The following is a 26,771-nucleotide window of genomic DNA, read 5'->3' on the forward strand; positions in this document are numbered from 1 at the left end:
GCGGTGGAATGTAGCGTTTGTCCTCCCTTCACCGGGCATTTTCGCGGGCAGGTCTTACGGGAATTAACTGGCTCCGGAAATGCAGCGGTCGAGATCCGAATGCCTTGAGTGGCCGCTTGCGCTGTTGAGGGACCGGCTTGCGGAACCTCACGCGGACTGCCATCTTTCGGAACGCCGAGGAAGTGAACGCGAAATGGTAGTCTTCTCGCTGATACTGAGGGGCAGTAGGCTTTGCGCATGTCACCAAGTGGAGCCGGCAAAGACTAGAGCCGAAGATGACTCGCGGTGCATTTCGCTTCTTTATGACTATGGCGTGCATTATGTTCGCGCTACAGATGGTTGTTCTAGCCCTTCGTCTTTTCTTGCCTTGGGATGGCGTGAACTACTTGTACATCGCCACGATCCTGGCTACAGCAGGACTTGTTGGAAGGCTGCTCTACGTACGTCGCCGTGACTCACTCTTTTGGGACGAGGAGGAGGCCGAGCGAGAACGTTGGAATCAACGGGGAAGACGGTTGTAGAAGAACTTCTGCCAGGCGACAGCGCTCGGTTCACCAAAGGCTAGTAATGGTGCCCATGAGTTTCACCCAAAAGAGTCTATTGGGCCGGGCGCGGCGGGCTCGATGAGCTCGGGTCCATTTTCCAAACTGTTGACGGGCGTGCTGACTATCCGCGGCGTCAGTGTGGGTTTGCTGGGACACGGATGCGAGCAGCTCCGGATACCACTCCGGCAAGGTGCTCTTCACCGGAGTACCTGAGAACGCCGCAGCGTCGGCATGCTTGCGCGTACCGGGCCCGATGCCCAGCCTGTTGGAATCGGTCTGGCTAATGGGAGAAGTAGTGCGTGGCCCTTTCCGCATTTCGGATTGCTTGCCTCGAAGCTACCGAAGGGGGCCGACATTACAGCCGGGGTGCGCTGCTTGAGCATCAGATCAGACGCCGCAGACACGGGTGGCGGATGTTCCGCCTGTCCGGCGGGACTTGCTACTGTCGCCCTACACTCACGGTATGACCACCCTGACTGTCCGAGCACCGTTCCGCTCGCTTCTCCCGCTGAACCTGCGCACCGGTATCCTGCTGCTCATCCTTTTCGGGCTCGTGCGGGTGGCCCTCGTCCTGCAGGCAAACGTGACCGGCAGCTATCAGGCTGTCAGCGTCGTGTTTGTGGCGATGATCGCGCTGCCGTGGGTACTTCTGACCAGGGAAGGGCGCAGCCGCATCGGCCTGGTGTGGCCAACACGGTGGCGCTGGATTGCGCCGGCGGTGATGGCCGGCGTGTCAATGGCCCTCGCAGTGCACTACGCGGCTGCCGCCGTGTGGGGCCACAGCCTGTCCCACCCGTTCGCGTACATCGCACTGTCGTACTCGAGCGTGCCGGCAGCACCCTCCGACGACGACCGGCTCGTCTACTTCATCATCTTTGCCGTCATCGGGATGCTCTTCAGTCCGATCGGGGAGGAGGTGCTGTACCGCGGCGTGGCCCACGAGAGTTTCGCTGCGCAACTCGGGGACCGGCGGGCAGCGCTGATTGACGCGGCCGCGTTCGCCGTCACCCATCTGGCACACTTCGGGGTGGTGTTTGTTGCCGGTGTCTGGGCGTTCCTGCCGCTCCCGGCGCTCTTCTGGGTGGCTGCCATGTTCGCGGCGTCCCTGGTGTTCTACGGCTTCCGGCGGCTCACCGGATCACTGGCCGGTGCAGTAGCGGCCCACGCCGGATTCAACCTCGCCATGAACTGGGTCATCTTCTACGCGCTCATGCCGTGACGATGATGCGGCACCTAAGCCGGCGGACTTGATATCACCCCTGGGCGCGGTGGTCCTCGGCCCCGTCACTGACGCCGTCGGCCTGGTGCGCCCGGGTGACGAAATGCTCAACCCGACGGTCGGGCACCAACCAGATCAGTGCCACCACGGTGTAGACAGCAATTCCAAGCAACGGTTGGATAGTCCCCGCTGCGATGCCGAGGAGGTAAATCAGCGGCGAAGACTTGCCTTTCCAGTCCCGGCCGACCGCCTGCGCCAGGGCGCCGTCCCTGCCCTGCTGGCGAATCAGTGCCTGTTGCAGGATGAAGTAGGCGATTGAGGCGCAGAGAAGGTTGAGCCCGTAGATCAGGACCGGAACCTGCACGAATCCGGACTCATCCATCCACCGGGTGGAGAACGGGAAGAGCGAGAGCCAGAACAACAGGTGCAGGTTGGCCCACAGGATGGCGCCGTTGACCCGGCCGGCCAGGTGGATCATGTGGTGGTGGTTGTTCCAGTAAATTCCCACGTACACGAAGCTGAGCAGATAGCTGAGGAAAGTGGGCAGGACAGCCGCTAATCCGTGCCAGGTCGGTTCGTCGGGTGTATGCAGTTCCAGCACCATAATGGTGATGATGATGGCCAGCACGCCATCGCTGAACGCCTCGAGTCGGTTCTTGTTCACGGGGTTCCCTCCTTCAAAGCAGCGGTGTTGACTCCGTCCCGGCGGCGCCTGGCGAGAGCTGTTGCAGCGTACGCTCCGGCGAGGACAACCAGACTGCCCAGCCAGCCGGCCGCGAGGAGCAGTTGGCTCGTCCGGTCACTGTCCTCGAAAGGGGTCAGCGACTGCCCGGCGACGACGACCCCGCCCGGCGCCTGCCGCGCCACGACCGCCATCCGCAGGCCCGGCTCCGGCTGCCAGGTCACGGCGTCGGATCCCAAGGTTCTTGCCGTCTCAAGCACCCCGGCGGGAATGTCGGGAGGTGCCCCGTGGAGGCTGACTGTGGTGGATGTGGGTTTGTTGTCCGCCCCGAACACAATGATGAAGACTCCACTGTCGGCTGTCAGTTCCAGCCGGGGTTCGGTCGTCGGCTCGGAACCCATCCGTTGAACCTGTGCGGCGGCCGCCGCTGCGGGGGCCGCATTGGCTGAGTGACGGCCGAACTGCTGGAGCGTGACATAGACGCTTCCAAAGATGAGCGTGATGATGATGGTTGCCGCCAGCCACCCGATGATCCTGTGCATGCGACTATCATCCGCCCGAACGACCTGAGCTGCCCACGTCCCGGTCATCGAAATGAACAAACCACTGGGGCCGTGACGGGCTGCGTTGATTCAGGGATGGTGGTGGCCCTCTTGGACGCCCAACTTCCGTCATCAACCGTGCGCCCGGTGCCAGGCCCGGCGGGAGAGCCGTTAGTCCTTGCGTTGCTTCTGCGGGCGTAAGGCTCACGAGTGGGGTACCGGGCTGGATCCGGGCTCGATAGGCTGTGGCCATGGACGGGAGCCACACATGACCGCACGGACCTACCCGCAGGGAGTCCCATGCTGGGTCGACACCGAGCAGCCTGACGTCGAGGCCGCCGTCGAGTTCTACGCCGGACTCTTCGGCTGGACATTCGAGGACGTCATGCCGCCGGGAGCGCCGGGCCGTTACCTGATAGCAAGGCTCGACGGCCAGGACGTCGGCGGGATGGCCAGCGCGCAGGAGGGTGCCGCGGTGTGGAGCACCTACATAGCGGTCGAGGACGCGGATACCGCAGTGCAACGACTGGTCGACGCCGGCGCCAAAGTGCTGTCGGCGCCTGCCGATGCAGGGGAGGGCGGACGAAGTGCTGCGCTGACCGATCCGCAGGGCGCCGAGTTCCGCATCTGGCAGGCCAGGCGACGCCTGGGGGCACAAGTGGCCAACCTGCCAGGCACCTGGAATTTCAGCGATCTGCACGCGCCTGACCCGAGCGCGGCCATTGCGTTCTATGAGCAGGCGTTCGGCTGGCAGGTCGACGACCTCGGCTTCGGGATGATGATCCGCCGGCCCGGTTATGGTGATCACCTTGAGGCCACCGTCGATCCGGGCATCAGGGCGCGGCAGTCAGTGCTGGCCGCCCCGCCCGGCTTCGAGGACGCGATCGCCTGGATTGCGACTGCCGGCTCGGACGAACCGCCGCACTGGCACGTCTCGTTCACGGTCGCCGACCGCGACCGGACCGTGGTTGAGGCCGAACGGCTCGGCGCCAAGGTTCTAGGCCAAAGTGACACGGAGTGGACGCGGGCGGCTCTGATCCGCGACCCCCAGGGGGCGGAGTTCACCGCCAGCCAGTTCACGCCGGCGTCGGGATAAACGGTCCTGCTACACGCGGCAGCTCCCGAACGCTTGAGGTGCAGCCGGGCCTTTCGGTCCGGTCAGCCCTGGTTCTTATCGAGAACGGTGACATTTAAGGGCATGCGGTGGCAGTTTGCGGATTCGTGGCGGCGCAGGATGCGCCGCCACGAATCCCGCAAGGCTACCGGGCCAGGTACTCCGCGTGCTGCCGGTGCGCCTCGGCTACCTCGGTGCGGATGGCTTCCACGTCCTTGGCCTTGTTGCGGTACTTCGGGTCCATCTCTTCGATCTGCTGTACTTCTTCCAGCAGGGCGTTGTAGATACGTTCGCGCTCGGCGGGATCCGCGGTGTATCCGAGGTCCAGGTAGCAGACTGCGTGCCGGCGGGCGTTGTTGATAGCGGTCTGTGCCTTGCCGGACTTGCTCAGCAGCGATGCCACCACCGTGACGACCAGGGCGCCGATGATGACGGTCAGGGACAGGCCGGTGGTGATCTCGAAGACCGGGACCGGCTGGCCAGAGTTGATGAACGGGAGGTTGTTCTCGTGCAGGGCGTGCAGGATCAGTTTGACGCCGATGAAGGCCAGGATCGCCGCCAGGCCGTAGGAGAGGTAGATCAGCCGGTCCAGCAGTCCGTCAATCAGGAAGTACAGCTGGCGCAGGCCCATCAGCGAAAAGGCCGTGGCGGTGAAGACAACGTAGACGTTCTGGGTCAGGCCGAAGATGGCCGGAATCGAATCCAGGGCGAACAGGATGTCCGTGCCGCCGATGGCCACCATGACAAGCAGCATCGGGGTCAGGACCTTTTTGCCGTTCTCCATGGTGAACAGCTTGTCGCCGTCGTAGTGATCGGTGGTGTGGAAGAACCTGCGTGCCAGACGGATGATGAAGTTGTCCTCCTCGCTGCCGTGCTCGGGTTCGGGCTTGAGCAGGTTGCCGGCCGTGAGCAGCAGGATCAGGCCGAAGGCGTAGAAGACCCAGGCGAAGGAATTGATCAGTGCCGCGCCGAGGAAAATGAAGCCGGTGCGGGCAATCAGCGCGAACACGATGCCAAACAGCAGCACCTTCTGCTGATCCTCGCGCGGAACGCGGAAGCTGGCGATGATGATCAGGAAGACAAACAGGTTGTCCACCGAGAGCGCCTTCTCCGTGATGTATCCGGCGAAATACTCCGAGCCCATAGCCGATCCGCCGAAGACCAGAACGAGAATGCCGAAGATGATGGCGATGCCCACATAGAGGCCGGACCAGAAGGCCGCTTCCTTCAGCGTGGGCACGTGGGCCTTGCGGATATGGAAGAAGTAATCAAAGGCCAGAAGGGCCAGAATTACCACAATGGTGATGCCCCAGATCAGGGGAGAAACAGTCAACGTGTGCCCGCTTTCGTAAGGTGGGTAGCAGAGAGCCGGGTAAGTCTCTCCGCCCGCCGTCCGGCTGGCCGCTGCACCCGGCCAGGCATCTGTGCCTGACGTGTTGACGTATGCAGCGCTTCGGAATACTCCCTTACGTACCTACACTCTAAACGGGATGGCAGCCGAAATCGAACTGATTAGAGGTCGACCTGAGGTCTCATCGATGTGCAAGACGGGCTTAGCGGCCCGTTCAGGCCCGGCATCCAGGACAGACAACAGGCTGATGCCCTCCCGGTGCGCCCTGTCCCGAGGGCCGCTAGGCTCGCCTTGTGATGAGTTCGCAGAACGGCAACGAGCGCTACGTCGTCCGCCCTTGGTGGAGAGGAAGATCACTGCCCTGGGCGGCTTTGGTTGTTGGGGCCATCATCGTGACAGCCATTGCCCTTGAACGGACGACATTGTTCGCCTACGCGCCGACCCCGGAGTTCCTTGAGCGGTTGCGCGTGGGGAGGCTGGCCATGCTCGCCGGGGCTGCCATGTCCCTTGCAGCAGCTGTGTGGTCGCAAGTCCGTGCTAATCCGCTTTGGGTGACGGTCTGCGTGGCCTCGCCGGCGCTACTGGTGGGCATAGCGATCATGATCATGACCGTCCCGTCCCTGGCTCCCCTGATCGCCGGTCTCATCGCTCTGCCGGCAGCACTTGCAGGGCTCATCGGAGGCCTGCTAGCCCCCACCAGGGTCTGAACGACAGCACACGGTCCGGTTCAGTACAGGTGCCGACTCGAAGCGTCCGCTCCAGATGGAACGCAGGTACGGCCAGGCGTTCCAAGCCCGCCATCTGACTGGCGGAATTGAGGCCGAGGACAGCATCCGGGGCACCCGGCAATTCTCCCGTGGCCAGGGTGAGGCGCATTCATTCAGCCCCTGTCGGGAAGGACTGAGAGAAGCCATGAACCAAAACCGTCCGGACGCCTTCCTCGTTGTTGTCGACCCCGGCGCGCGGCCTGTCCAATACGTGCGGATCAAGCAGGGGCCCGGCGTCGCGGTGGTCCTGCCGCATCCGAGGTAACGCCGAGGAGGTGATCACGCCGGCGGCGGTACGGAGTGGACATTTGGAAGACCCTGTATCGGGACCTTGGGGTTTCCTAGCGCCGCCGGCTCGTCTGCGGAACGGTGGCGCGCCTGACGGGGAAGCCGCCAAATAATCGTCAAGGGGGGCCGACGGTGGCTGGGGGCGGTGCGCACGGTCTCGGTACGAACCACTCACCGCCGGCCCCGTTTCCCACACTAGGGTCAGGCGGGGACGGGTACACGAGTAGTCGATACCTAATTCACAGGTATGGGGCTACCCGCTTGTATGGCAGCTGCGCCGGATGGGAGCCCGGTACGCACCCCTAGCAGTTGTCGGCCGTGGGGCGGAGGCGCAGCAGGCTGACGCCCACAGCCATGAACCACGCCCACAGCAGCACCCCGTACGCCCAATAGAACTCCGGCAGCACGAAGCGCAATGCCTCTCTGAATACGCCAAGACCACCCGTTACGAGTCCAAGTCAGGCTACTGCACGCGGCAGTACGCCTCTGAGCATGACCAATGAAATAAGAAGGATCCCCACCGGCGATAGAAGGCCGGCGAGGGCATGAGTGTTGTTCTCGGCGATGATCGCTAGGATCAGTGCATGAGCAGCTCGCCCTCAGAGTCTCCAGTCGAAGTTCTCGCCCCGGCCGAGTGCTGGAAGTATCTGCAGTCCTCGTACATCGGGAGGCTGGCCGTGATCAACGGTGCGGTCCCGGAGATCTTTCCGGTGAACTTTATGGTCGTCGATGAAACGGTGGTCTTCCGTACGGCGCCGGGCACGAAACTCCGTTCCCTCCTCAGAGGCACCGCGGTGGCCTTCGAGGTGGACGGACTGAATCCCTACGGCACCGAAGTCTGGAGCGTTGTGGTCAAAGGGGAGCCGGGGCCCTTCGAAGGGGATCCGGCGAGCCTGCAGGAGGGTGGTCCCGACCGCGAACCTTGGCAGTCCGGGCTCAAGGAGCATCTGGTGCAGATCCGCCCGGCCGATATTTCCGGTCGACGGTTCGCGGTTTCACCGCGCACGCGCTGGTGGCCGCCGCAGGACTTTTCGGCCGACTGGCTCTAGAAGACTGGCTCTAGAAGACTGGTCCTAGGAGCTTCACTCAGCGCCGGGCGTCGCTTCGGATCGATCGATGGGGTAGCGTCGCGCGTGGATCCGGCCCAATACCAGCACGGCCAGGATGGCGGCGGCCGCGGCCGCGAGGGTGACCGCCAGGAGTTCGGGCGGAGGCCACTCCAGCATAAAGAAATCCGTCAGGAGCGGGACGGTCATCAGCAGGACAAGCCCGGTACACATGGCAGCCACGACGGCCAGTCGGAGGCCGCTGACGGGGCGGCTGACCGCCGCCAGAATGGCGAGGGCCGCCAGGGAAAGTGTCAGAACCGATGCTGTCCGGTTGGCACCGGCGCTGAAACCCCCAACGGCCATGGAGTACGCCTGCACGGCGAGGACCGCCGTCGTCACAATGACTCCTGCCGGGAGGGCCAGGGACAGCGAGCGCCGCAGGAAGCCAGGCCGGTAGCGCCGGGTGTTGCCCATCAGGGCGAGGAAGAAGGCAGGGATGCCGATGGTGAGGCCGTCCGTGGCGGAGAGCTGCCGGGGCAGGAACGGATAGCTCCACATTAGGGTTCCGAAGATGACTGAGAGGCAGAAGGCGTAGGTTGTTTTGCTGAGGAACAACACTGAGACCCGTTCAATGTTGGCAATAACCTGGCGGCCTTCGGCGAGCACGGCCGGAAGCCGGTCGAATCGCCCGTCCAGGAGCACCAGACGGGCCACAGCTTTTGTGGCCGGCGCTGCGGTGTCCATGGCTATGCCGATATCCGCTTCCTTGAGGGCAAGAGCGTCATTGACGCCGTCGCCGGTCATGGCGACTGTATGGCCCATTCTCTGCAGCGCCAGCACCATGTCCTTCTTTTGTGCGGGCGTGACCCGGCCAAACACTGAAAAGCTCTTTAGCGTTTCTTCCATCAGGTGTGCGTCTGCAGGCAGTTGCCGCGCGTCGTAGCCGGCACCGACGTCGAGCCCTACCTCTCGTGCCACGGCCGTCACCGTCCTGTGGTCATCGCCTGAGAGGACTTTCACGTCGACGCCCTGCTGCCGGAAGTACGCTAGGGTTTGGGCCGCGTCCGGACGCACCTTCTCCCGGAACGTCAGGAGGGTGGCAGCAGCCAACCCTGCGGGCAGCTGCACGTCGTCATCGGGGTCCTCGCCGGACAGCAGGTCTGGGGTGTGCGCCAGCACCAGGGTCCGCAGGCCCCGGGACGCCAGGCGGCGGGACTGGACTAGGATATCCTCAGTGGACGCGCTGCTTCCCGTTGGGTGGCTTCCTGCAAACACCATCTCCGGAGCACCAAGAACCCACGTTCCCGCGGCAGCGTGCGGGCGATCGAAACTGGCGGCGCTCCACTTCCGGGCGGATGAAAAGGGAACGACGGCGCCCGGGGCGGCGCCCCCGTCGAACGCGAAAGTGGGTGCCAGGCAGCGGGCAGTCGCATTGGCGTGCGGATCGCCGCCGAACCACCCCAGGGCCTCCCGCCAGCCCTGGGGAAGCTGCCGTCCGGTGTCGTGAACGTCATCGAAGACCACCCTGCCCTCCGTGAGGGTGCCGGTCTTGTCGATGCACAGGACGTCCACCCGTGCCAGCCCCTCCACAGCGGCGAGTTCCTGCACCAGCACGTTGAGGCGGGCCAGCCGTGCACCGCCCACGGCGAACGCCACGCTGGTCATAAGTACCAGGCCCAGGGGGATCATGGCGATGGCCGCGCCCACGGCGCCGACGAATGCCTCCTGCCAGGCACCGGTTCTGAAGGCAGTGTCCCAGCCGCCCTTCGCCTGCATCTGGCCGTTGGTGATGATGGCCACGACGGGAAAGAGGGCCCAACTGATCCACCGCAGGACGCGGTGGATCGCGTTGCGGATCTCCGAATTGACCAGGGAGAAACGTTTGGCTTCGGCGGTGAGCCGGCTGGCGTACGAGCCCGCGCCGACGGCGACCACCCGTGCCCGTCCCTGGCCCGCCGTGACGGTGGAGCCGGACAGGACGGACGAGCCCCTGTCCTTGCCCACCGGATCTGATTCGCCGGTGAGGACCGATTCGTCCATTTCCAGGCCTTCGTCATCGATGATGATGGCGTCGGCTACAACCTGGTCGCCGGCCTGCAGCACGCAGATGTCGTCCATCACCACGTCGGCAACGGCAACTTCCTGAACGCGGCCGTCACGGAGGACGCGGGCCTTGGGTGCATCCAGGACAGCCAACCTGTCCAGAAGCGTTTTGGCCCGGTACTCCTGGACAACTCCGATAACGGCGTTGCTGAGCGCGGCAAAGCCGAAGAGTGCGTCCCTCCATTGGCCCAGGAGGAGCAACAGCAGGAAGCAACCGCCCACAATGCCGTTAAACATCGTCAGCACGTTCGCCCGGAGGATCTGCCACAGGCTTCGGCTCGATTCCTCCGGTGCTCCGTTGGCCAGGCCTGCCAGCGTCCGCTCCCTGACCTCCGCGGCGGTGAGGCCGGACCCTGCGGGAGCATCAGCCCCGGACGGCGGGGGAGCCGCTGCCGTGCTCACTCATCTCCTCATGGCGCCGGGCGGACGGCTGCGGCGAGCGTTTTTGCCCAGCTGGCTGCTTTCTCAAGCTCCCCGCTGCGGAGGGGCCCTTCTGTGCCCCGGACGTAGAACGGGGCCGGGTCGGAAATGATGGTGGCGCCGCCCTCCTTCAGCAGCCTGGTCATTTTCCTGGCTGCGTCGCCATGGATGAAGAAACGGACGCGGGTGTCGAACGCTGCCGCGTTGATGCCCTGGAGCTTGCCGTCGCCCAGCCTCGTGAGGAGTTCCGTGATTTTGGGCGTGGGCCGCCAGCCATTGATGGGGGACCCGAGGACCAGCAGGTCGCCGGGTGACATGGTGGCGGGGTTGAAGTCCGCCACGGAGACCGCTGCAGCGCCGAGGGGTTTGAGCCCCTGCACCACGGCGTCCGCAACGGCCTTGGTGTTCCCGTAGGTGGAGTCGTACACAACGTGGGCTTTCATGCCGAAATGACCACCTTCAGCGCGTTGGTCTCTGCAGCCCTGGCGAACGTGTCGTAGGCCTCCAGGAACTGGTCGAAACTGAAGCGGTGCGTCGCAAATTTTTCTGCCGGCAGCTTCTTCCGGGCCACGAGCTTCAGCAGCATCGGTGTGGTGTTCGCGCTGACGAGTCCCATGCTGATGTTGATGTTCCGGATCCACAGGTTCTCCAGATGGAGTTCCACGGACTTGCCATGGACCCCGACGTTGGCGACGTTCCCGCCCGGCCGGACGATCTCCGTGCACATGCTGAAGGTCGCGGGAATGCCTACCGCCTCGATGGCCACATCCACGCCCTGGCCGTCGGTCAGGGCCAGCACCTGTTCCTTCCAGTCGGCGTCGCCTGAAACCACAACGTGGGTGGCCCCAAACTCGCGGGACTTCGCCAGCCGGTTCCGGTCAAGGTCCACGGCGATGATGCTCGCCGCCCCGTAGAGCCCCGCTGTGGCGATGGCGGCCAGCCCCACCGGACCGGCCCCCACCACTGCCACCGTGTCGCCGGGTTTCACGCGCCCGTACTGGACGCCGATTTCGAAGCCGGTAGGGAGGATGTCGGACAGCATGACGGCCTGCTCGTCGCTTACCCCGGGCGGTAGGAGGTGCAGGGAGTTTTCCGCGTAGGGCACCCGCACGTATTCGGCTTGGGTACCGTCGATCAGATGGCCGAACACCCAGCCGATGCCCGGGGCTCCCTCGTCACCCATGCAGTGCGAATAGAGGCCCACCTTGCAGTTGGCGCAGTGACCGCAAGACTTGATACAGGAGATGATGACGCGGTCGCCTGGTTTGAGGGTGGTCACTGACGAACCGACCTCCGTGATGGTGCCCACACCCTCGTGGCCCAGGATTCGTCCTTCCGTCACGGCCGGGACATCGCCCTTGAGGATGTGCAGATCCGTCCCGCAGATGGTGGTGGTGTCCACCCTGACGATGGCATCGGCGGGGTTCCGGATCGCCGGATCCGGCACATCGGTCCAGGACTTCTTCCCCGGGCCGCCGTAAACGATAGCCTTCATGTCCGTTCCTCGCTGTTGTTGATCCTGGGTCCACGGGGCGGGCGGAACGCTGCTCCACCTCAACGATGGCGCCCGGCTGCCGCCGCGGTAAGGGACAAAAGTCCCGGAAAGTCCGACGGCGGTGCCCGGGGTCCGGCGGTGTAGTCAGGGTCCGGACGGGTTCAGTTGCGGGCGATCAGCACCGGGCCTGTCGCGTGGTGGAGGACAGCATGGGCATCCGATCCGACAGTTCCTTTCAGCAGGCCGTGGCCTTTGCTTCCGACCACGATGAGGGCGGCGCCGCGGGAGGCATTGAGGAGCGCCCGGGGGACGGAATCATCCCGGACAAGGTCCTGGCCGACCGCCACGTTCGGTGCAAGGGCCCTGGCGTCGTCAGCCACCTTGTGGAGGAGACGAAGGGCCGCTTCATTGCCTCTCCCGGTTGCGTAGGTCATGTCGTCGTGGGATCGGATGACGTGGATGATCGTCAGTCCAGCTCCCGTGGCGCCGGCCAGGTCACAGGCAAGCCGAAGCGCCCCCGCCGACCCTGACGAGTCAATCCCCACCACGACGCGTCCCTGGGGGTGCTTATCAAACCGGATCACCGCGACAGGGCAGGCGGCCGTGGCCGCCAGCTCCAGGCTGACGGATCCGACGAGAAGCCCCAGGAAACCCCCGATCCCGCGGCTGCCAAGCACCAGCATGCGGGCATCCCCGGCCATCCGCCGAAGGTGGCCTGCGGGCAGGCCGTACAGGAGGTTGCCCTGGACCGGCACCCGGGGCGCCACGGACAGTGCCTCAGCTTTCCCCTCCTCAAGGATGGTCTGGGCCTGATGTTGCAGGCCGCTGCCTGCAATGCCTTTGACCGGTCCGAGGTCACTGGTCAGCAGGGGCCACAGCGAACAATGAATCACCTGCAGTTCACAGTCCAGGTGAGCCGCATGCCGGGCAGCCCAGCGCACAGCCGCCGCCGCCTCGGCCGAACCGTCGTAGCCAACAACCATGCGGTCAGGCGGGGGCATGGCTGGATCCGGTCTGGCCACCGCCTTCTGCAGAAAGCTGCCCGGGAGCAACCGATAATACTGCCGGCAGGTCCGTGCCATGCACCATGAGGACAGGGCATTTTGCGTGCTCAGCCACTGTCGCGCTCACCGCACCCAGCAGCAGGCCTTCAAATCCGCCGCGTCCGCGGCTGCCCACAATGACGGTATGCGCAGTACTGCTTTCTTCAACAAGGACCTTGAGCAGCGGTGCCAACGCTTGGGCCCAGCGGAGTGCCGTGAGGGACGGGGCGCTCCCGTCCACGCCCACCGCTATGGGATTCAGGCCAGGGGTTTGTTCCATGGTCTTCCCGGCCTCCTGGCTGACCCCCACTACAGGACAATGCGCGGGTGCAGTACAGGCGGCGCTCACCGAACTCATGAGCTGTCCCAGCAAGCCGCCACGGCCCCGCCGGCCCACGACGAGCAGCTGGGCGTTCCGGCTTTCTTCCACCAGGACCTTCGCCGGCGAACCCACTTTGACAACCGCAGAGAGGTGTTCGGGGCGAAGGCCCTCTCGAGGGCCTGCTCCATCAGGCGGCGGGCGATGGCCTCAAGTTCCGCCGGGGTAGCGAGGACCCCGCCAGGGGGCACACGTTCCGGAAGATAGAAGTCGGAATAACCCAGGCACGTGACCACATGCAGCGGGGCGCCCAGTGCGAATGCCAGCCGGCCGGCGAGGCGCAGCGCCGCGGGGGAGTATTCCGAACCGTCAATTCCAACCAGAAAGCGTTTGCCTTCACTCATGGCACTACCTTTCCCCAGTATCCGGCTCTGCGCCTAGGGTCGAAGGACACCTAAGGCGCAGCGCTTCCTCCCGCGGATCAGGATGATCGGAGCAGCACGGCAGCTCCCGTGAATCGGTCCCGCGAAAGATCAAGCAATGCCTGGTCCGCCTTTGTCCAGGGGTAGGCCACCGTGGTGGGGCGGAGGGGAATCTTCTCGGCCAGCGCCAGGAATTCCAGGCCATCGGTTCTGGTGTTGGCTGTAACACTGCGGAGGTGGCGCTCTTGGAAGAGGTCCTTTTGATAGTCAAGGACCGGAATGTCGCTCAAATGGATTCCGGCGACCGCGAGGGTCCCTCCGCGGTCCAGCGCCCTGAGCGCAACAGACACCAGGCCACCCACGGGAGCGAAGAGGATGGCCGCGTCCAGCAGCTCAGGCGGGTCGGCTTCAGCGGGCCCGGCGAACCGTGCCCCCAATTCCAAGGCTAGCTGCTGCGCCGCCGCCGATCGTGTCATGACGTAGACGCTTGCGCCTTCGTAGATGGCCATCTGGGCTGTCAGGTGGGCTGATCCGCCAAAACCGTAGATGCCCAGCCTGCCGCCCCGTGGGAGCCCGGAGCACCGAAGCGCCCGGTATCCGATGATCCCTGCACAGAGCAAGGGCGCAGCCTTCTCATCAGAGAATACTTCGGGCAGGGGATACACATAGTCCTGGTGGGCGACCATCAGCTCCGCGTACCCGCCGTCCGTGTCCCAGCCGTTGAACGTAGGGCTGAGACAAAGATTCTCCGACCCGCGCCGGCAGAATCGGCACGAGCCGCACGTTCGGGCCAGCCAAGCTGCCCCCACACGATCGCCAAGACGGAACCGGGTGCTGCCCGTTCCCAGTCCCACCACCTCGGCCACTACCTCATGGCCGGGGATCCTACGGGCCGCACGGGGACGGAGGTCCCCTTCGGCAAGGTGCAGGTCCGTGCGGCAGACGCCACAGGCACGCACGGAAAGCAGGACCTCGCCCGGGCCGGGCGACGGATCAGGCCGCTCGCCCATCCGCAACGGGCCGGACGCGATGGGACCGGGCTCCTCGACCCACCACGCCCTCATACAGGGTCATTCCAGCCCGGCGCGGGTTGCCTCGTCCAGGGAGCCACCCCAGGTAAGCGGCGCAGCAATCTTGAAACGCCGTCCACTTATTTCACAACACTCCAGGCCACGCCCGCATCGGTGTCAGCGCCATCGGCCTCGAGTGCCACCATTTTGCCCAATGCAGACGCAAGCTTGGTGCCCGCTCCGGTCCGGAGGACCAGTGACTCATGGTGGCCCTTGTAGTTGATGGGAAAGATTTCGGGATGCACCCAGACGGCAAGGCGGCCCACGGAACCGGCCCGCAACAGCTTCCAGCACTCCTCAGGCGACAGGCTGGCGGCCTGCAGTCTCGATGCATCTGTGGTCATGTCCACGAGCATAGGGGCGTGGTCGGCCCGCAACACAGGGCACAAAGACCCCTGAAGCCGGCCTCAGAGCGTGGAGGAAAAGCGCAGCGAGGGGTATTCTGTGTGCAACTGCTGCAGCCGGTCGGCTTTGCGTGTGCGGTCAAAAAGACCTCCGGAAGGCGGTTCCCGTGAGCGAACCCATCCGGCACACGGCTGAGGGCCCGCGCTCCGCTGCCGGCTCTAGGATGGACGAACTCCTGACGGACTTTGTTGACCGTGCCGGGGAGTTGGTGAGCGCCCAACAACGGATGCAAGGCCTTTTGAATGCCGTCGTTGCACTGGCCGAAGACCTGAGCCTGGAGGCCGTCCTGCACAGGGTGGTAGATTCTGCCTGCCACCTTGTTGGCGCTGAATACGGAGCGTTGGGAGTCATCGGAAGTGACCGTGGCCTGAGCCACTTCATCACGGTGGGGATCGAGGAGGACCTCGCCCACGAGATTGGCCCGCTCCCCACAGGCCACGGCGTCCTCGGCTTGTTGATCCGGGATCCGAAGCCGCTGCGGCTTCATGACCTGGGCCAACATCCGGATGCCTACGGGTTTCCCAGGCACCATCCGCCGATGAAATCTTTCCTTGGCGTACCGATCCGGGTGAGGGATGTTGTTTTCGGCAATCTTTACCTGACCCAAAAAAGGGGTGGTGGCGACTTCACGGACGAGGATGAGGAGCTGGCGGAGGCACTTGCTGCTGCCGCCGGCGTCGCCATAGAAAATGCCCGGCTCTACGATGACGCCAGGCGCAGAACAGCATGGCTTCAGGCTTGTATGGACGTTACCGGCAAGATGGGCGACGCGGAGACGCCGGGGGACCAGGACGGGGGACTGGACATGATCGCCGCCAGGGCACTGCAGGAGTCCGGTTCCTGCCTTGCGCTCATCCTGGTTCCGGAAGGCACTTCCGGCCTGTTCCGCGTGGCGGGGGCCGCGGGCGGAACCGCCGCGGAGTGGGTTGGACGGCTTTCGCCGTTTGATTCAGGGGAGATTGACGCAGTTCCTTCCACAGGCCAGGCGGCTGTCATCGAGGGCGCTTCGTCGGCCCTCGGCGGTGCCATGGTGCCGGGTGGCGGCCAACTGCTGGTCATAGACCTCAGCGCGCGCGGCACCAACTACGGGCTTTTGGTCCTCGTGCGCGAGCATGTTGCCGGGAGATTCAGTAAGACGGATGTGGAGATGGGCTCAGTGTTCGGTTCGCACGTTGCCCTTGCGCTGGAACTCGCGAGAGCTCACAGGATGAGGGAACAACTTGCGGTGTTCACTGACCGCGACCGGATCGCCCGCGACCTTCATGACTTGGTCATTCAGCGGCTGTTCGCCGCGGGGCTCAGCATCCAAAGCCTCCGGCGCTTGATGACCAGCGATGCCGGCGCGACTACCCTGCAGAACGTTACCGCCGAACTGGACGAGACCATCCGGGAGCTTCGCAACACCATCTATTCCCTGAATGACTCCGCCCTGGAGAAGGAACTTCTCAGCAGCCGTGTGCTGCAGGCAGTCCGCACCGCTGCCCGGTCGCTACGGTTTGTTCCCCGGCTTACCCTGACCGGCCCCATCGACGCGATCAGGGACGAGGAAACCGCATCCAACATCCTGGCCGTAATTACGGAAGGGCTGAGTAACGCCGTCCGGCACTCAGGGGCGGATGCCATCCGCGTGTCCGTTTCCGTAGACGACGGATTCGTGCATGTCCGGGTCCAGGACAATGGCGCGGGATTCAGCGTCCGAACGCCCGGGAACGGAATGACCAATATGCAGCACAGGGCCAGCAAGCTCGGCGGCACTTTCGAGGTCTCCAGTTCCCCTGAAACCGGAACAGCACTGACCTGGACGGCGCCTGTGTTCTAGCTTGGCCGCCGTGCTGCTGGCGTAGCTACTGGTCGCGGTGCTGCGCCATATGGACCGCCGCCTGCGTCCGGCGCTCAAAACCCAACTTCGCCAGCAGGGACGAGACATAGTTCTTGACAGTCTTCTCGGCAAGAAGCATGCGCTCGCCGATCTGGCGGTTGGTCAGACCCTCGCCAATAAACTCCAACACCCTGCGCTCCTGCCGGGTCAGCACCGCGATGCTCGGGTCCACGTGCTCCGGCTCGGCGAGGCCCTGCACGATTCTGGCCTTCAGTTCCGCATCGAACAGCGATTCTCCGTTGGCGGCGCGGCGCAGCGCTCCGATCAGGTCGGAACCACCTATCTCCTTCAGGACATACCCCGAGGCCCCGGCGAGGACTGCGCCGCGGAGTGCCTGCTCGTCGTCGTAGCTTGTAAGGATCAGACAATTGATCGTTGCATCGACCGAATGCACATCGCGGCAGACCTCAATCCCCGTGCCGTCAGGCAACCGGGCGTCAAGAATCGCCACATCAGGACGCAGCGCCGGAATCCGACGAGCCGCTTCAGCGGCAGAACCGGACATGCCGACGACGACGAAGCCTTCGCTTTCCAGGAGATCCTGCAGGCCTCGCCGCACCAACTCGTGGTCGTCCAGGATGAACACCCGGATCCCGTCGTTGGACACTTCGACGGCATGCTCCGGTGCTGTTGAGGCGTTCATCCTGATCCCTTCTGCGCCCCCGCCGCAAACCCGCAACGGGGTGCCTTCGTGAGCCTGACTCATTCTTTAGGAACCGGAGGGCCGCCACAAGGGTCCAATGACCCGAACGGGGTGCCGTAGGGGCGTTGGGGCTTCGAGCCGTGACCTTTGGCCCTACTAACCGGTGCACTATGGCCTAACTCTGGAAGGGACTCATTGCACCGCAGGGGGTGCGGGGCCACGTTGTTGCTACGACGGAAGGACTCCCATGAAAGCCCGTTCCATCACCATGCTCATAGTCGGCATCCTGTTCTCCATGATGGGTGTGGGGCTGCTTTTCGGCGGCATAGCTGCGTCGTGGGTGAACGCACTCCAGAACGACGGCGGATACCTCACCTCTCCGAGGGAGCGGTTTGCGGTGGATTCCACGGCCATAGTCTCCGCCCGGGCAGATGGAATCCGGGGCGACTCATACCCGGGACCCCTGCCCTTTGACGTGGGCAGCGTCAGGATCACGGCGGAGTCCGTCAACCCTGGGAAGGACATTTTTGTTGGCATTGCACCCAGGCAGGATGTCGACCGCTACCTTTCAGGAGCCAACTACTCCGAATTGCGGGAAGTCGAGTTCCGGCCGTTCCGTACTGAGTACCGGGAGGTGCAGGGAACAACGCCACTATCAGATCCCGCAGAACAGACTTTCTGGGTGGCTTCCGCGCTTGGTGGCGGCGAACGGAACCTGGACTGGAAGATAGCTGCGGGAGACTGGTCCGTGGTGGTCATGAATGCCGACGCCAGCCCGGGAGTATCAACGGATCTGCAGGCGGGGTTCCGGTCCGAGCTGTTCGGTCCGATAGCTGCGGGACTGCTCGCAGCAGGAGCCATCCTGTTGGTACTCGGGGTGCCGCTCCTGATCTTCGGCGCGCAAGGGCTGGGGCGCCACGCGGCGCAGCCGGCCGCTCGAGTGCCTGGAGCGTATTCTGGCGCCGCGCCCTACGGAGCCCCTCAAGGCCCCCCGAACCGGGTCATGGGCAATCAGGTCTCAGGCAATCAGGTCCCAGGTAACCAGCTCACAGGTGTCCATGATGCTGCCGACGCGATGCCCTATCCGGCCAGGCTTCGCGGTGAGCTCGATCCCGTGCTGTCCAGATGGATGTGGCTGGTGAAATGGTTCCTGGCCATCCCGCACTTTGTTGTGCTGTTGTTCCTCTGGTTCGCGTTCGTTGTAGTCACGATCATTGCCTGGTTCGCCATCCTGTTTACCGCCCGCTTTCCACGTTCCCTTTTCAACTTCAACGTGGGGGTCCTGCGCTGGAGCTGGCGCGTGTCCTTCTATGCCTATTCTGCGCTGGGAACGGACAGGTATCCGCCATTCACGCTGGCCCGGACTGACTACCCCGCTGATTTTGAGGTCGACTATCCGGAGCGGCTGTCCCGCGGACTCGTGCTGGTCAAGGGCTGGCTCCTCGCGCTGCCACATCTGATCATTATTGGGGCGCTGACAGGCGCCAGCACCGTCCGTTGGAGCGACCCCCAGAACCCGGGAATCAGGTACGAGACGGCAACGGGATTCTCGTTGTTCAACTTCCTGGTACTTGTTGCGGCTGTCATCCTGCTCTTCAGCGGCCGTTACCAGCGCCCCCTGTTCGACCTGCTCATGGGCTTCAACCGCTGGATCTACCGGGTCATCACCTACGTGGCCCTCATGCGCGACGAATACCCGCCGTTCCGCCTCGACCAGGGTGCCCGGGATAGCGGCGAGCGGGGGCCGGCTCCGTTGACTGGCCCGGTCCCGCCGGAGGGTACAGCCCCGCGAATCAGTCCGATGCCTTCGGGCAGCCCGGTGCCCACGGAAAGGCCGGTGCCCCCGGAAAGCCCCGTGCCGCCGTCGGACCCTACAACGCCCGCATAAGGCTCCTCCGCAGCATTGAGGGCACCGACTGCCAGCAACGGCACGGCCATGGCGGCAAGAATACCCAGTTGGGGTCCGAAGGCCCCTTAGCTGCGGATTCCGGACACGCCCTAGGGTCGTAGCCATGAGCCCAACACTCCTCAGGACTGCGATGGTGCGTTTCCCCGTGCCACCGTGGGGATCGGTGCAGTGGTCACGGTGTTGCTTGCACGGGGGGAGGACCCTGCGGCCCGGTGGACAGCAAGCGCCTACGCTGTCCTCATCGCGGTCATCCGGTCCGGTTCGATGCTCAGGGCGCTGCTCGGTGGCCGGTGGGGCATTGACCTGCTTGCCGTCACCGCCATCGGCGCCACGGTGGCGGCGGGCGAGTACGTCGCGGCCCTGATCATTGTGCTCAACGACGCCCCGGTGCTGGCCGCCGCCGAGGTCGGTGTCGCGATGGGCGCCAAAGGATCAACCGCGGCGAGTGAGTCGGCGGACGTCGTGATCATGCTCGACGACCTATCCAGAGCGGCGCTGGCCGTTGACATCGGCCAGCGCACCATGCGGATAGCACTGGCGAGCATCTGGATTGGCATCCTGCTCAGCGTCGGCCTGATGGTCGCGGCCGTGTTCGGTTTCATTCCCGCCGTTGCGGGCGCACTCCTCCAGGAACTGGTGGACCTGGCCACTATCCTCAACGCGCTTCGCGCCCTCCGCGGCGGCAGGAAGGCAAGCACGACGGCGGTGGGAGGCGCTCCAGTCAGCGTGGGCGCCGTGAGGTGAGCGCCGTCGTCGTGCGCTGCTCCGTTCCTCCCCGAACCTTAGGTCCGTCCGGTTCAGTGCCGCCCAATTCAGTGCCGCCCGGCATCCAGCGGCGGCCACCAGTGCGACGGGGGATTGATCACGAAACGCCGGCCGCTGACCACTGAGGGCGTGACCCGCACCAGATGGTCCTTGCTTCCGGTTTCCCACGGTGAGAGCCCGGCGTCCGCTGCCTCCTGGAAGTCCTCCTGCGCGTCCACAACCGCAGCCGTGCCCTTGACGATGACGCTCCAGGCGATGGTGCCGTAGGTGTTGAGGCCGTCGGCTTCCAACGCGATGGAACCGCCGCCCAGCACGGCATCCAGTTTGGTTCCTGATCCGGTGCGGAATATCACCGTGCCGTTATCGGGAACGTAGTTGACGGGGAAGATTTCCGGCTCACCGTTGCGGATCAGGGCAACCCGGCAGACCGAGACTGACCGGAGGTATTTCCAGCAGTCGTGTACGTTGAGGACTTCCGTCCGGGATCCCGAAGTATCGCTTTGCATGCTCGCAGGCTACTACGTCTGGTGCTAGATGCGGTGGATTGGGGTGATGACCGTGGGGCACGGAAGCTGCGTCAGGACCGCGTGTGCTGTGGAACCGAGGAGCAGCCGCTTGAAACCGCCCCTGCCCCGGCTTCCAACCACCAGGAGTCGGGCGCCGGCTGCGGCTTTGACCAGCGCCTCAGCCGGTTCCCGCTTGGTATCCATGATCCTGTGCACTACCAGGTCCGGGTAGTCCTCGCGGAGGCCGGAGACAGTTTCGGACAGCACCATCTGTTCCTCGTCCTCAATCCGCTGGGTCAGCGACTGGGTGAGAGCTCCACTGTCCACCCATTTGTCCGGTTCCCAGATGGCATAAACCACCGTCAGCTCCTGGCCTTCCCGGTCTGCCTCGGCAGCAGCGAACGCTACGGCCTGCGTGGCTTCCTCCGAGCCGTCCACGCCCACCACCACGCCCTGGCCGCCTTCAGCCTCCGTGACCCCAATGACCGCGACCGGGCACTTCGCTGCAGCGGCTACCTGCAGGGCCCGGTCCGTCAGCGAACCGCCCAAATGCGGGGCGCCGGAGCCGACCACCAGCATCGACACCTGGGAGGAATACTTCCGCAGCGAGTCAGCGATTCCTCCCTCCAGGACTTTGGTGGTGACCTCAAGCGGCAGCGTGCCCGTCATGCGCCCGGCTGCGGACTGCAGCAGCTGTTCCCCCTTTTCCAGCAGTTCCCCGGTCCACGGAATGGGGTCGGCCATCCAGCGGTCGTCAACGACATAGAGGATGGTCAGCGGAACGCCAGCCTTAGCAGCCCGGCTGGCAGCCCACTGCACGGCCGCCTGGCTTTGCGGCGAGTCGTTGGTGGCGACGGCGATGGGTTGAGAGGTTCTCACGGCTGGTTTTCCTTTGTTCTCTTATCGGGGCTGTGAACAACCAGGACGGGGCAGTGTGCATGGGCAACGCAGGCTGAGCTGACGGAGCCCAGGAGCAGGCCGCCGAATCCTCCATGGCCTCGCCTGCCAACAACGATCATGTCCGCGTGCCGGCTGGCGTCGATGAGGGAATCCCGCGGGTGGCCCCGGACAACGCGCGGGATGACGTTGGCCGGAATCTCGTCGCCGAAGGCCTGTTCCAGGGCGTCGTTGAGGACGATCATCACCCGGTCCTCGAAGCGGTCTATGCCCATTGCCACGTACCCGGCATAGACCTGCGGGTCATCCCAGTAGGCGGTGGCCAGTACTTTGGCCCCGACGGGGGCGGCCAGCCAGTGGGCCTGCCGGAGCGCCTCCACGGATGCCTCCGATCCGTCCACCCCCACCACAAACATGGCACCTTCTGACGCCGGCTCCATGATGCATCCCTTCAATGGACTCTTGCTGCTCTCCAGCCTGCGGCCAGGGGCGATGGACGTGTAGGGCCGAAAGTCACCTAGAAACTGGAGGAACTGCCGGAGCCTGAGAAGCTTCCCCCGCTGCTCCCGTAGCCGGTGGTCCCGCCGCCGCCCCTGGCCGAGCTGACGCTGCCGACGCCGGTGTTCAGGCCGGAGTTGAAGGCAGGGACGGAGAAGAAATAGTAGGAAGGGTAGACGGTGCCGAGGATGCTGGGTTCGTAGCCCCGACGGCGGTGGCGGTCGGTGCCTTCCTGGGCATCTTCCATCCCCCTGCGCATGAGTTTGGCTTCCCTTTCGGTCTTGGCGAAGCCCGCGATCACGGTTTCGGTGTGCTGCTTGAGCAGCTCGGACAGGCGGGTGCGGGCATCACGAAGGCGGTCCAGCGCTTCATCCGGGGTGATGGTCCCGTCTGTGAGCTGGGCGGTCCACCGTTCGATTTCCGCCAGGATCTGGTCGCGGAAGGACCGCAGGGACGCGGCGGTGGCGGAGTCGCCTTGCCCGTGACGCTTGGTCAGTAGCTGCTCCAGCCCGGCGAGGTCGCTGCGGAAGGGCGCCAGCTGGCGGTCCCAAGCCGTTGGCCAGGTGTTCAACCGGTTCAACAGCGCGTTGCTGTCGGCAATGACGTCATCGAGGGCATCCAGCTCGGCGGCGGCGTCCGCATACTCCCGGACCAGCTTGAGGTTTGGCCGGCGGCTCAACGCCCTCGGTGTCAGGGCGTGCACCCGGTTCGAAAGCCCGGTGGCCGCGTTGTAGCGGTTCAGGAAGGTACGGTGCTTCTCCAGGACACTGCTGCCGTACGAGGACGACTCCGGGATGGTGCTCGCATTGAGCTCGGTGACGTCCAGCTCTGTGCTGACGTTGGCGTAGCTTCGGTCTCCCCTCGCCAGCTCCTTGCGGCTGCCCGCCCTGGTTACGGCCCGTACTATCAGCAACGCAGCAGCCCCCGCCGCGGCCAGCGAACCCGTCACCCAGGCTGTGATGACGAAGGCGGCCGACTGGTACCAGGGCTGATTGATGAGTTCGGCTCCCCGCCGGACTCCCGCGATGGTGCCGTCCGTCCACTGGGCGTCGCGCAGGAGGTCCTTTGCCGCTTCCTGGATGTCATCGCGTTGCGCCAGTGAAACCTTGCGGTCCTCTCCCATGTAGGTGCCCACGTGCCGGCCCACGGGATCGAGCGCAAAGATGAAGAGACCGTCGGCCCATTTCTGACCGTCCGGGCTGATCCAGTCCGGGTGTTCCGCGCGGGCGAACCTGAGGACCTCTTCGTTGAGGTTGTCCGCGGCGCTTCCGTTGTAGGTGTAGACAGCCACTTTGGTGGGCTCATGGAATTCGATGGCGGTGATGGCCGGGACAAGGGCGTTGCGGTCGAGCACGCCGGCCCTGTCCTCAATAACGACGCCGGTCGGTGTGACAGCGAGCGCCGCCGTGCCGCCGCCCAGCAGCAAGGCAAACACGAGCAGCAGCAACGTGAAGCTCTTGAGCATCAGGTCACCGGCGGCCTTGCCCGCCTCAGCCGTTGACAGTCTTCCCGCCATGAATACCCCTCCCGGGATCGAGCTCAGGGCACCAAAGCCCGGCAGGGCCGGAAGCGAGGACCTACCCGCAGCTCATCCTACGGAGTTAACACCCTAATGTTCGCCAGTGTCTTACAGGCCAGCGCAGCGTGGTAGGGGCCAACGTCCCGCGGGGAGACCGCATCAGAGATTGACCGGCCGTGCGCCCGGCGTTCCTGGCGAGGCCTCTAGAGTGACTGTGCCGGCGTCGCCGTCCACGCTGATCATCTGGCCGCTGGCAATCCGCTGCGTTGCCACGCCGGTGCCGAGAACGGCGGGGATGCCGTACTCCCGCGCCACGATCGAGCTGTGGCTTAAGGGACCGCCGACATCGGTGACCACGGCGGAGGCCATCGCGAACAGCGATGTCCACGCGGGAGTGGTGATGCGGGCCACCAGGACGTCACCGGGCGCCATCAGGGCGAAGTCGTGAGGCCCGTGCAGGACGCGGGCGGGAGCTCTGACGCGGCCCGAGCTCGCACCGACGCCTTTGATCACGTTGCCGACCTGATGCTGCGGGCCGGCAGGCATCATGGACCCGAAGACCCTCTCCATCCACCGGCTCTCCGGGAGCAGTTGCGGGGCGGCAGCTTTGACCTGGCCCCGCCACAGCGTCCTGCGCTCCTCGACGGCGGCGGCGCGGACGGGCCGGTCGGCTCCGGTAATGGCCACGGCCGCCGGGGCTCGCGGTGCGGCCAGGCCGAACTCGACGGCGCTTCGCAGCTCCTGGAAGTGCAGCCAGAACACGTCGCCGGGCTCGGCAATGATGCCGGCATGCACCAGCCGCTGCCCGAGTTCGAGCAGCATCTGCCGCAGCAGCGGCCAGGCCAGTCCGACGTCGGCCAGCGCGTCCTCGCGGAGGGGTGCGAGGTCTTGGGCCCACCGGAGCAGCCGGAGGAATGCGGCCCGGCGGCGCGGCCCGAGCCGGGCGGACATCTGTTCAGTCAGCTCCTCCCGGCGCTCCGTGAGCTGCCTTTGCCGCTCGTGCGGGTCGGTGCCCTGCCCGCGCAGGTAAAACTTGAGCGTGTCCAGCAGTGCGGACGGATCGTCGGCCGGCACGGGGCTGGCGAAGTCCAGGTTGTAGACGGCGTGGCCGAACCGGTCCAGATGCTCCTGGAAGCAGAAACGCCATTCCTGCCAGATGGCAAGGTCCACGTCGGCGGGCGGGGAGCCGGTGCGCTGGCACTCGGCGAGCGCCGCCGTCGGCTCGTTCAACAGCGCCGATGTCAGTCCGGGATCGCTGCGGGCCCAGCCGGCGAGGTCATACAGCGACTTCTCCGCCTGGATGGGTTGGCTGTCGTAGCCGAGGAGGAGCGTCTGGGCCGGGGGATCGCCGTCGCGCCGGACCAGCCTGTCGTAGAACGCCCGGAAGGAGATTTCGCTGGTGGCTGCAAGCGGAATGATTGACTGCACGGCCGTGTAGTACACGGTGCCGGCGTCCAGCAGTACCTGCACGCCTTCGAGCAGTTCCTCACCGGAGAGCGCGCGGAGTGGCTTCGCGGACCAGCCTTTGATCACGCGTTCGTAGCGGGGATGCGAATATTCCCGCCAGCCGGCCACTCCCATGTGCGCCTGGCCGCGGACCAGCGCGCGTACGGCGGTCAGCGACCTGCCCATCACCCGCCACATTCCCGAGGTGCGGTAGTAGTAGTACGCGTAGCCGTTAACGGTGGGCAGCCCCACGTCGTCCTCGCGGATCACGTTCTTGCCGATGGCCTCTGACATCAAGGCCCTTAGCGACTTGGACACCGAGCCGTCGATGAGGTCGGCGAACAGCGGCGAGAGCGGGTCGGGCATCTGTTCCACGATGCTCGCCCGGAAGTAGAGTCCTTTCGGATAGGGCACAGGCCAGGTGTCCGGGACATCAGCTGCCGGTTCAGGCAGCGCGGTGATGGGACGGGATTGCAGGATAGCGAACCCGTCACTGGCCCGCGCCCACTCAATGTCCTGCGGCCCGCCGAAATGCTCCGCAATCCGCGTTCCATAACCGGCAAGTTCGGCCGCGTCCCGGTCATCAAGCACGGGCTCACGACGCCGTGCCGCCGGTACCGGCTGTTCCTTGGTGCCGTGCTCCCCGTAGACCGTCATGACCTCCTTGTCGGCTGTCCGCCGCGACAGCACACGGCCCGTCCCGGCGTCGACCACAATGTCATCCGTGGTGACCGTTCCACTGACCACGGACTCGCCCAGGCCCCACGCGGCACTTATCACCGTCTGGTCGCGGCGCCCGTTGGCCGGATTGGCCGTGAACATCACGCCGGCGGCCTTGGCCTCCACCATCCGCTGGACCACCACCGCGAGGCGGACCGAGTCCGGTGCGATGCCTTCGCGGGCGCGATAGGCCATGGCGCGCGCGGTCCACAGGGAAGCCCAGCAATCGATCACTGCCGCGTGCAGCTCTTCGGCCCCCACGACATTCAGGTAGGTCTCCTGTTGCCCGGCGAAGCTGGCCGAGGCAAGGTCTTCCGCCGTGGCCGACGACCTCACCGCAACGGCCGCGTTCCCGTCGCCGAGGCGGCCATAGGCGGCGCCCAGTTCTGCTTCGATGCCGGCCGGCATGGTGCCGTGAGTGAACAGTGCGCGGATCCGCGCGGAAGCATCCTCGTAGTCCTGCGGCGACGCCTGCGGTGACAGTGCGGCCAGTGCACGGATGTCCGCCTCGAGGCGATTTGCGCCCACAAAATCCGTATAGCCCGCAGTGTTAAGGACAAAACCCCGGGGAACCGGCAGCCCTGCCTTGATGAGGCCGCCCAGCCCCACGGCCTTGCCGCCGGCGAGCGCGACGTCATCTCGGCCCACATCACCCAAATTGCTGACGTACGTCATGGTGACCCCTCCATGCCTGCGTGCTTCCCCGCCGACCGGGCGTTGTCCACGATATACACCTGTCCTTCCGGCGCATTCTGGTGGGATTCCGTGGTGTAGAAGCGGATCTCATGGCCGTCCGGGTCCGAGAGCCCGGGAAGTATCCATCCTAGAGAGGCTATCCGGACGCCCGAGTGAGTGTCCCCCAGCCGGGTCAGCCGCGCTGAGAGCGCGTCAAGTGCGGCTTTTGTCGGAACGCCGATCGAGAAGAAATCGAATCCGGCAGAGGCGGCTGCTTTGGCCGGATCCAGCCGCAGCGCCAGCCGCGGGCCGCCATCCGGGTGGTTCAGTGCAAGGCCCATGACCTTGCCGTCCTCACGGAACTCCATCGCAGTGGCGTAGCCGAGCCGGCTCTGGAACCACTCACTGCTGCGGTCCAGATCGCGGACCGGGAGTTTGAGGTGATGTACACCATCGAGCTGGGGGACTAGACGGTCCACG

General features: G+C 65.1%; 24 protein-coding genes and 1 pseudogene. 7 read left to right on the plus strand and 18 right to left on the minus strand.

Translation table 11 applies throughout. The features are described 5' to 3' along the window. The first annotated feature begins 1,008 nt into the window (after positions 1-1,008). On the plus strand, positions 1,009-1,764 hold the full coding sequence (locus IAQ70_RS05040) for a CPBP family intramembrane glutamic endopeptidase (RefSeq protein WP_190988223.1): 756 nt from the start codon (positions 1,009-1,011) through the stop codon (positions 1,762-1,764). A 34-nt stretch (positions 1,765-1,798) separates the two neighbouring features. Here IAQ70_RS05040 and IAQ70_RS05045 read toward each other — a convergent pair whose 3' ends face one another. Together IAQ70_RS05045 and IAQ70_RS05050 are read right to left on the minus strand one after the other, a co-directional pair. Continuing rightward, complete coding sequence (locus tag IAQ70_RS05045) at positions 1,799-2,428, minus strand: TMEM175 family protein (protein ID WP_190988224.1); 630 nt, start codon at positions 2,426-2,428, stop codon at positions 1,799-1,801. After that, positions 2,425-2,988, minus strand: coding sequence for a hypothetical protein (locus IAQ70_RS05050; protein WP_190988225.1), 564 nt, complete (start codon positions 2,986-2,988; stop codon positions 2,425-2,427). The genes IAQ70_RS05045 and IAQ70_RS05050 overlap by 4 nt, the downstream gene beginning before the upstream one ends. A 268-nt stretch (positions 2,989-3,256) precedes the next feature. On the opposite strand from IAQ70_RS05050, the gene IAQ70_RS05055 reads away from it, so the two are divergent. After that, positions 3,257-4,084: a VOC family protein gene (locus IAQ70_RS05055; RefSeq protein ID WP_190988226.1), complete on the plus strand. Its 828-nt coding sequence runs from the start codon at positions 3,257-3,259 to the stop codon at positions 4,082-4,084. Between the two features lie 163 nt (positions 4,085-4,247). On the opposite strand, the gene IAQ70_RS05060 is transcribed toward IAQ70_RS05055, so the two are convergent. Next, positions 4,248-5,435, minus strand: a complete 1,188-nt coding sequence (locus tag IAQ70_RS05060) for a TerC family protein (protein ID WP_190988227.1) — start codon at positions 5,433-5,435, stop codon at positions 4,248-4,250. A 314-nt stretch (positions 5,436-5,749) separates the two neighbouring features. Here IAQ70_RS05060 and IAQ70_RS05065 point away from each other — a divergent pair, with 314 nt between their 5' ends. Then, positions 5,750-6,160, plus strand: a complete 411-nt coding sequence (locus IAQ70_RS05065; protein WP_190988228.1) for a hypothetical protein — start codon at positions 5,750-5,752, stop codon at positions 6,158-6,160. 932 nt (positions 6,161-7,092) lie between these two features. Further along, positions 7,093-7,557 (plus strand): pyridoxamine 5'-phosphate oxidase family protein, encoded by a 465-nt coding sequence (locus tag IAQ70_RS05070; protein WP_190988229.1) that lies wholly within the window; start codon positions 7,093-7,095, stop codon positions 7,555-7,557. Positions 7,558-7,590: 33 nt separating this feature from the next. Here the strand turns inward: IAQ70_RS05070 and IAQ70_RS05075 are convergent, their stop codons facing one another. The 8 genes from IAQ70_RS05075 to IAQ70_RS05110 all read right to left on the minus strand — a co-directional run bounded on the left by IAQ70_RS05075 (position 7,591) and on the right by IAQ70_RS05110 (position 14,773). Then, the gene (locus IAQ70_RS05075) at positions 7,591-10,062 is read right to left on the minus strand and encodes an HAD-IC family P-type ATPase (RefSeq protein WP_190988230.1); all 2,472 of its coding nucleotides are present in this window, start codon (positions 10,060-10,062) and stop codon (positions 7,591-7,593) included. A gap of 8 nt (positions 10,063-10,070) precedes the next feature. Next, the gene (locus tag IAQ70_RS05080; RefSeq protein ID WP_190988231.1) at positions 10,071-10,523 is read right to left on the minus strand and encodes a flavodoxin family protein; all 453 of its coding nucleotides are present in this window, start codon (positions 10,521-10,523) and stop codon (positions 10,071-10,073) included. Beyond that, positions 10,520-11,575, minus strand: a complete 1,056-nt coding sequence (locus IAQ70_RS05085) for a zinc-dependent alcohol dehydrogenase family protein (protein WP_190988232.1) — start codon at positions 11,573-11,575, stop codon at positions 10,520-10,522. Before IAQ70_RS05085 ends, IAQ70_RS05080 begins: the two co-directional genes overlap by 4 nt. Before the next feature lie 161 nt (positions 11,576-11,736). Further along, positions 11,737-12,576: a universal stress protein gene (locus IAQ70_RS05090; RefSeq protein WP_190988233.1), complete on the minus strand. Its 840-nt coding sequence runs from the start codon at positions 12,574-12,576 to the stop codon at positions 11,737-11,739. Continuing rightward, positions 12,563-13,072 (minus strand): universal stress protein, encoded by a 510-nt coding sequence (locus IAQ70_RS05095; protein ID WP_190988234.1) that lies wholly within the window; start codon positions 13,070-13,072, stop codon positions 12,563-12,565. Before IAQ70_RS05095 ends, IAQ70_RS05090 begins: the two co-directional genes overlap by 14 nt. Then, positions 12,973-13,341, minus strand: a complete 369-nt coding sequence (locus IAQ70_RS22650) for a universal stress protein (protein ID WP_263406481.1) — start codon at positions 13,339-13,341, stop codon at positions 12,973-12,975. The genes IAQ70_RS05095 and IAQ70_RS22650 overlap by 100 nt, the downstream gene beginning before the upstream one ends. Positions 13,342-13,418: 77 nt before the next feature. Beyond that, on the minus strand, positions 13,419-14,423 hold the full coding sequence (locus IAQ70_RS05105) for a zinc-dependent alcohol dehydrogenase family protein (RefSeq protein ID WP_190988235.1): 1,005 nt from the start codon (positions 14,421-14,423) through the stop codon (positions 13,419-13,421). An 86-nt stretch (positions 14,424-14,509) separates the two neighbouring features. Beyond that, positions 14,510-14,773, minus strand: a complete 264-nt coding sequence (locus tag IAQ70_RS05110) for a pyridoxamine 5'-phosphate oxidase family protein (RefSeq protein ID WP_407682562.1) — start codon at positions 14,771-14,773, stop codon at positions 14,510-14,512. Between the two features lie 167 nt (positions 14,774-14,940). On the opposite strand from IAQ70_RS05110, the gene IAQ70_RS05115 reads away from it, so the two are divergent. Further along, on the plus strand, positions 14,941-16,653 hold the full coding sequence (locus tag IAQ70_RS05115; RefSeq protein ID WP_317983584.1) for a GAF domain-containing sensor histidine kinase: 1,713 nt from the start codon (positions 14,941-14,943) through the stop codon (positions 16,651-16,653). A 25-nt stretch (positions 16,654-16,678) separates the two neighbouring features. On the opposite strand, the gene IAQ70_RS05120 is transcribed toward IAQ70_RS05115, so the two are convergent. Next, positions 16,679-17,356, minus strand: a complete 678-nt coding sequence (locus IAQ70_RS05120; RefSeq protein WP_190988236.1) for a response regulator — start codon at positions 17,354-17,356, stop codon at positions 16,679-16,681. Positions 17,357-17,603: 247 nt separating this feature from the next. On the opposite strand from IAQ70_RS05120, the gene IAQ70_RS05125 reads away from it, so the two are divergent. Both IAQ70_RS05125 and IAQ70_RS05130 read left to right on the plus strand, forming a co-directional pair. After that, positions 17,604-19,244, plus strand: coding sequence for a DUF4389 domain-containing protein (locus tag IAQ70_RS05125; protein ID WP_223858920.1), 1,641 nt, complete (start codon positions 17,604-17,606; stop codon positions 19,242-19,244). Positions 19,245-19,637: 393 nt separating this feature from the next. Next, a pseudogene (locus tag IAQ70_RS05130) lies at positions 19,638-20,009 on the plus strand (heavy metal translocating P-type ATPase); the annotation flags it as partial. Positions 20,010-20,077: 68 nt separating this feature from the next. Here the strand turns inward: IAQ70_RS05130 and IAQ70_RS05135 are convergent. The 6 genes from IAQ70_RS05135 to IAQ70_RS05160 all read right to left on the minus strand — a co-directional run bounded on the left by IAQ70_RS05135 (position 20,078) and on the right by IAQ70_RS05160 (position 26,770). Further along, positions 20,078-20,536: a pyridoxamine 5'-phosphate oxidase family protein gene (locus IAQ70_RS05135; protein ID WP_190988237.1), complete on the minus strand. Its 459-nt coding sequence runs from the start codon at positions 20,534-20,536 to the stop codon at positions 20,078-20,080. Between the two features lie 24 nt (positions 20,537-20,560). Next, positions 20,561-21,415 (minus strand): universal stress protein, encoded by an 855-nt coding sequence (locus tag IAQ70_RS05140; protein WP_190988238.1) that lies wholly within the window; start codon positions 21,413-21,415, stop codon positions 20,561-20,563. After that, entirely contained in the window at positions 21,412-21,873 is a 462-nt protein-coding gene (locus IAQ70_RS05145; RefSeq protein ID WP_190988239.1) for a universal stress protein, read from the minus strand. The genes IAQ70_RS05140 and IAQ70_RS05145 overlap by 4 nt, the downstream gene beginning before the upstream one ends. Positions 21,874-21,950: 77 nt before the next feature. Further along, positions 21,951-23,396 carry a DUF5129 domain-containing protein gene (locus tag IAQ70_RS05150; RefSeq protein WP_190988470.1) on the minus strand — a complete coding sequence of 482 codons (1,446 nt, stop codon included), beginning with the start codon at positions 23,394-23,396 and terminating at the stop codon, positions 21,951-21,953. 213 nt (positions 23,397-23,609) lie between these two features. Beyond that, positions 23,610-26,291 (minus strand): PEP/pyruvate-binding domain-containing protein, encoded by a 2,682-nt coding sequence (locus IAQ70_RS05155; RefSeq protein ID WP_190988240.1) that lies wholly within the window; start codon positions 26,289-26,291, stop codon positions 23,610-23,612. Further along, positions 26,288-26,770, minus strand: coding sequence for a VOC family protein (locus tag IAQ70_RS05160; protein WP_190988241.1), 483 nt, complete (start codon positions 26,768-26,770; stop codon positions 26,288-26,290). The genes IAQ70_RS05155 and IAQ70_RS05160 overlap by 4 nt, the downstream gene beginning before the upstream one ends. Between the last annotated feature and the right edge of the window lies 1 nt (position 26,771).

It is taken from the genome of Pseudarthrobacter sulfonivorans, from assembly GCF_014712225.1.
Taxonomy (GTDB): Bacteria; Actinomycetota; Actinomycetes; order Actinomycetales; family Micrococcaceae; genus Arthrobacter; species Arthrobacter sulfonivorans.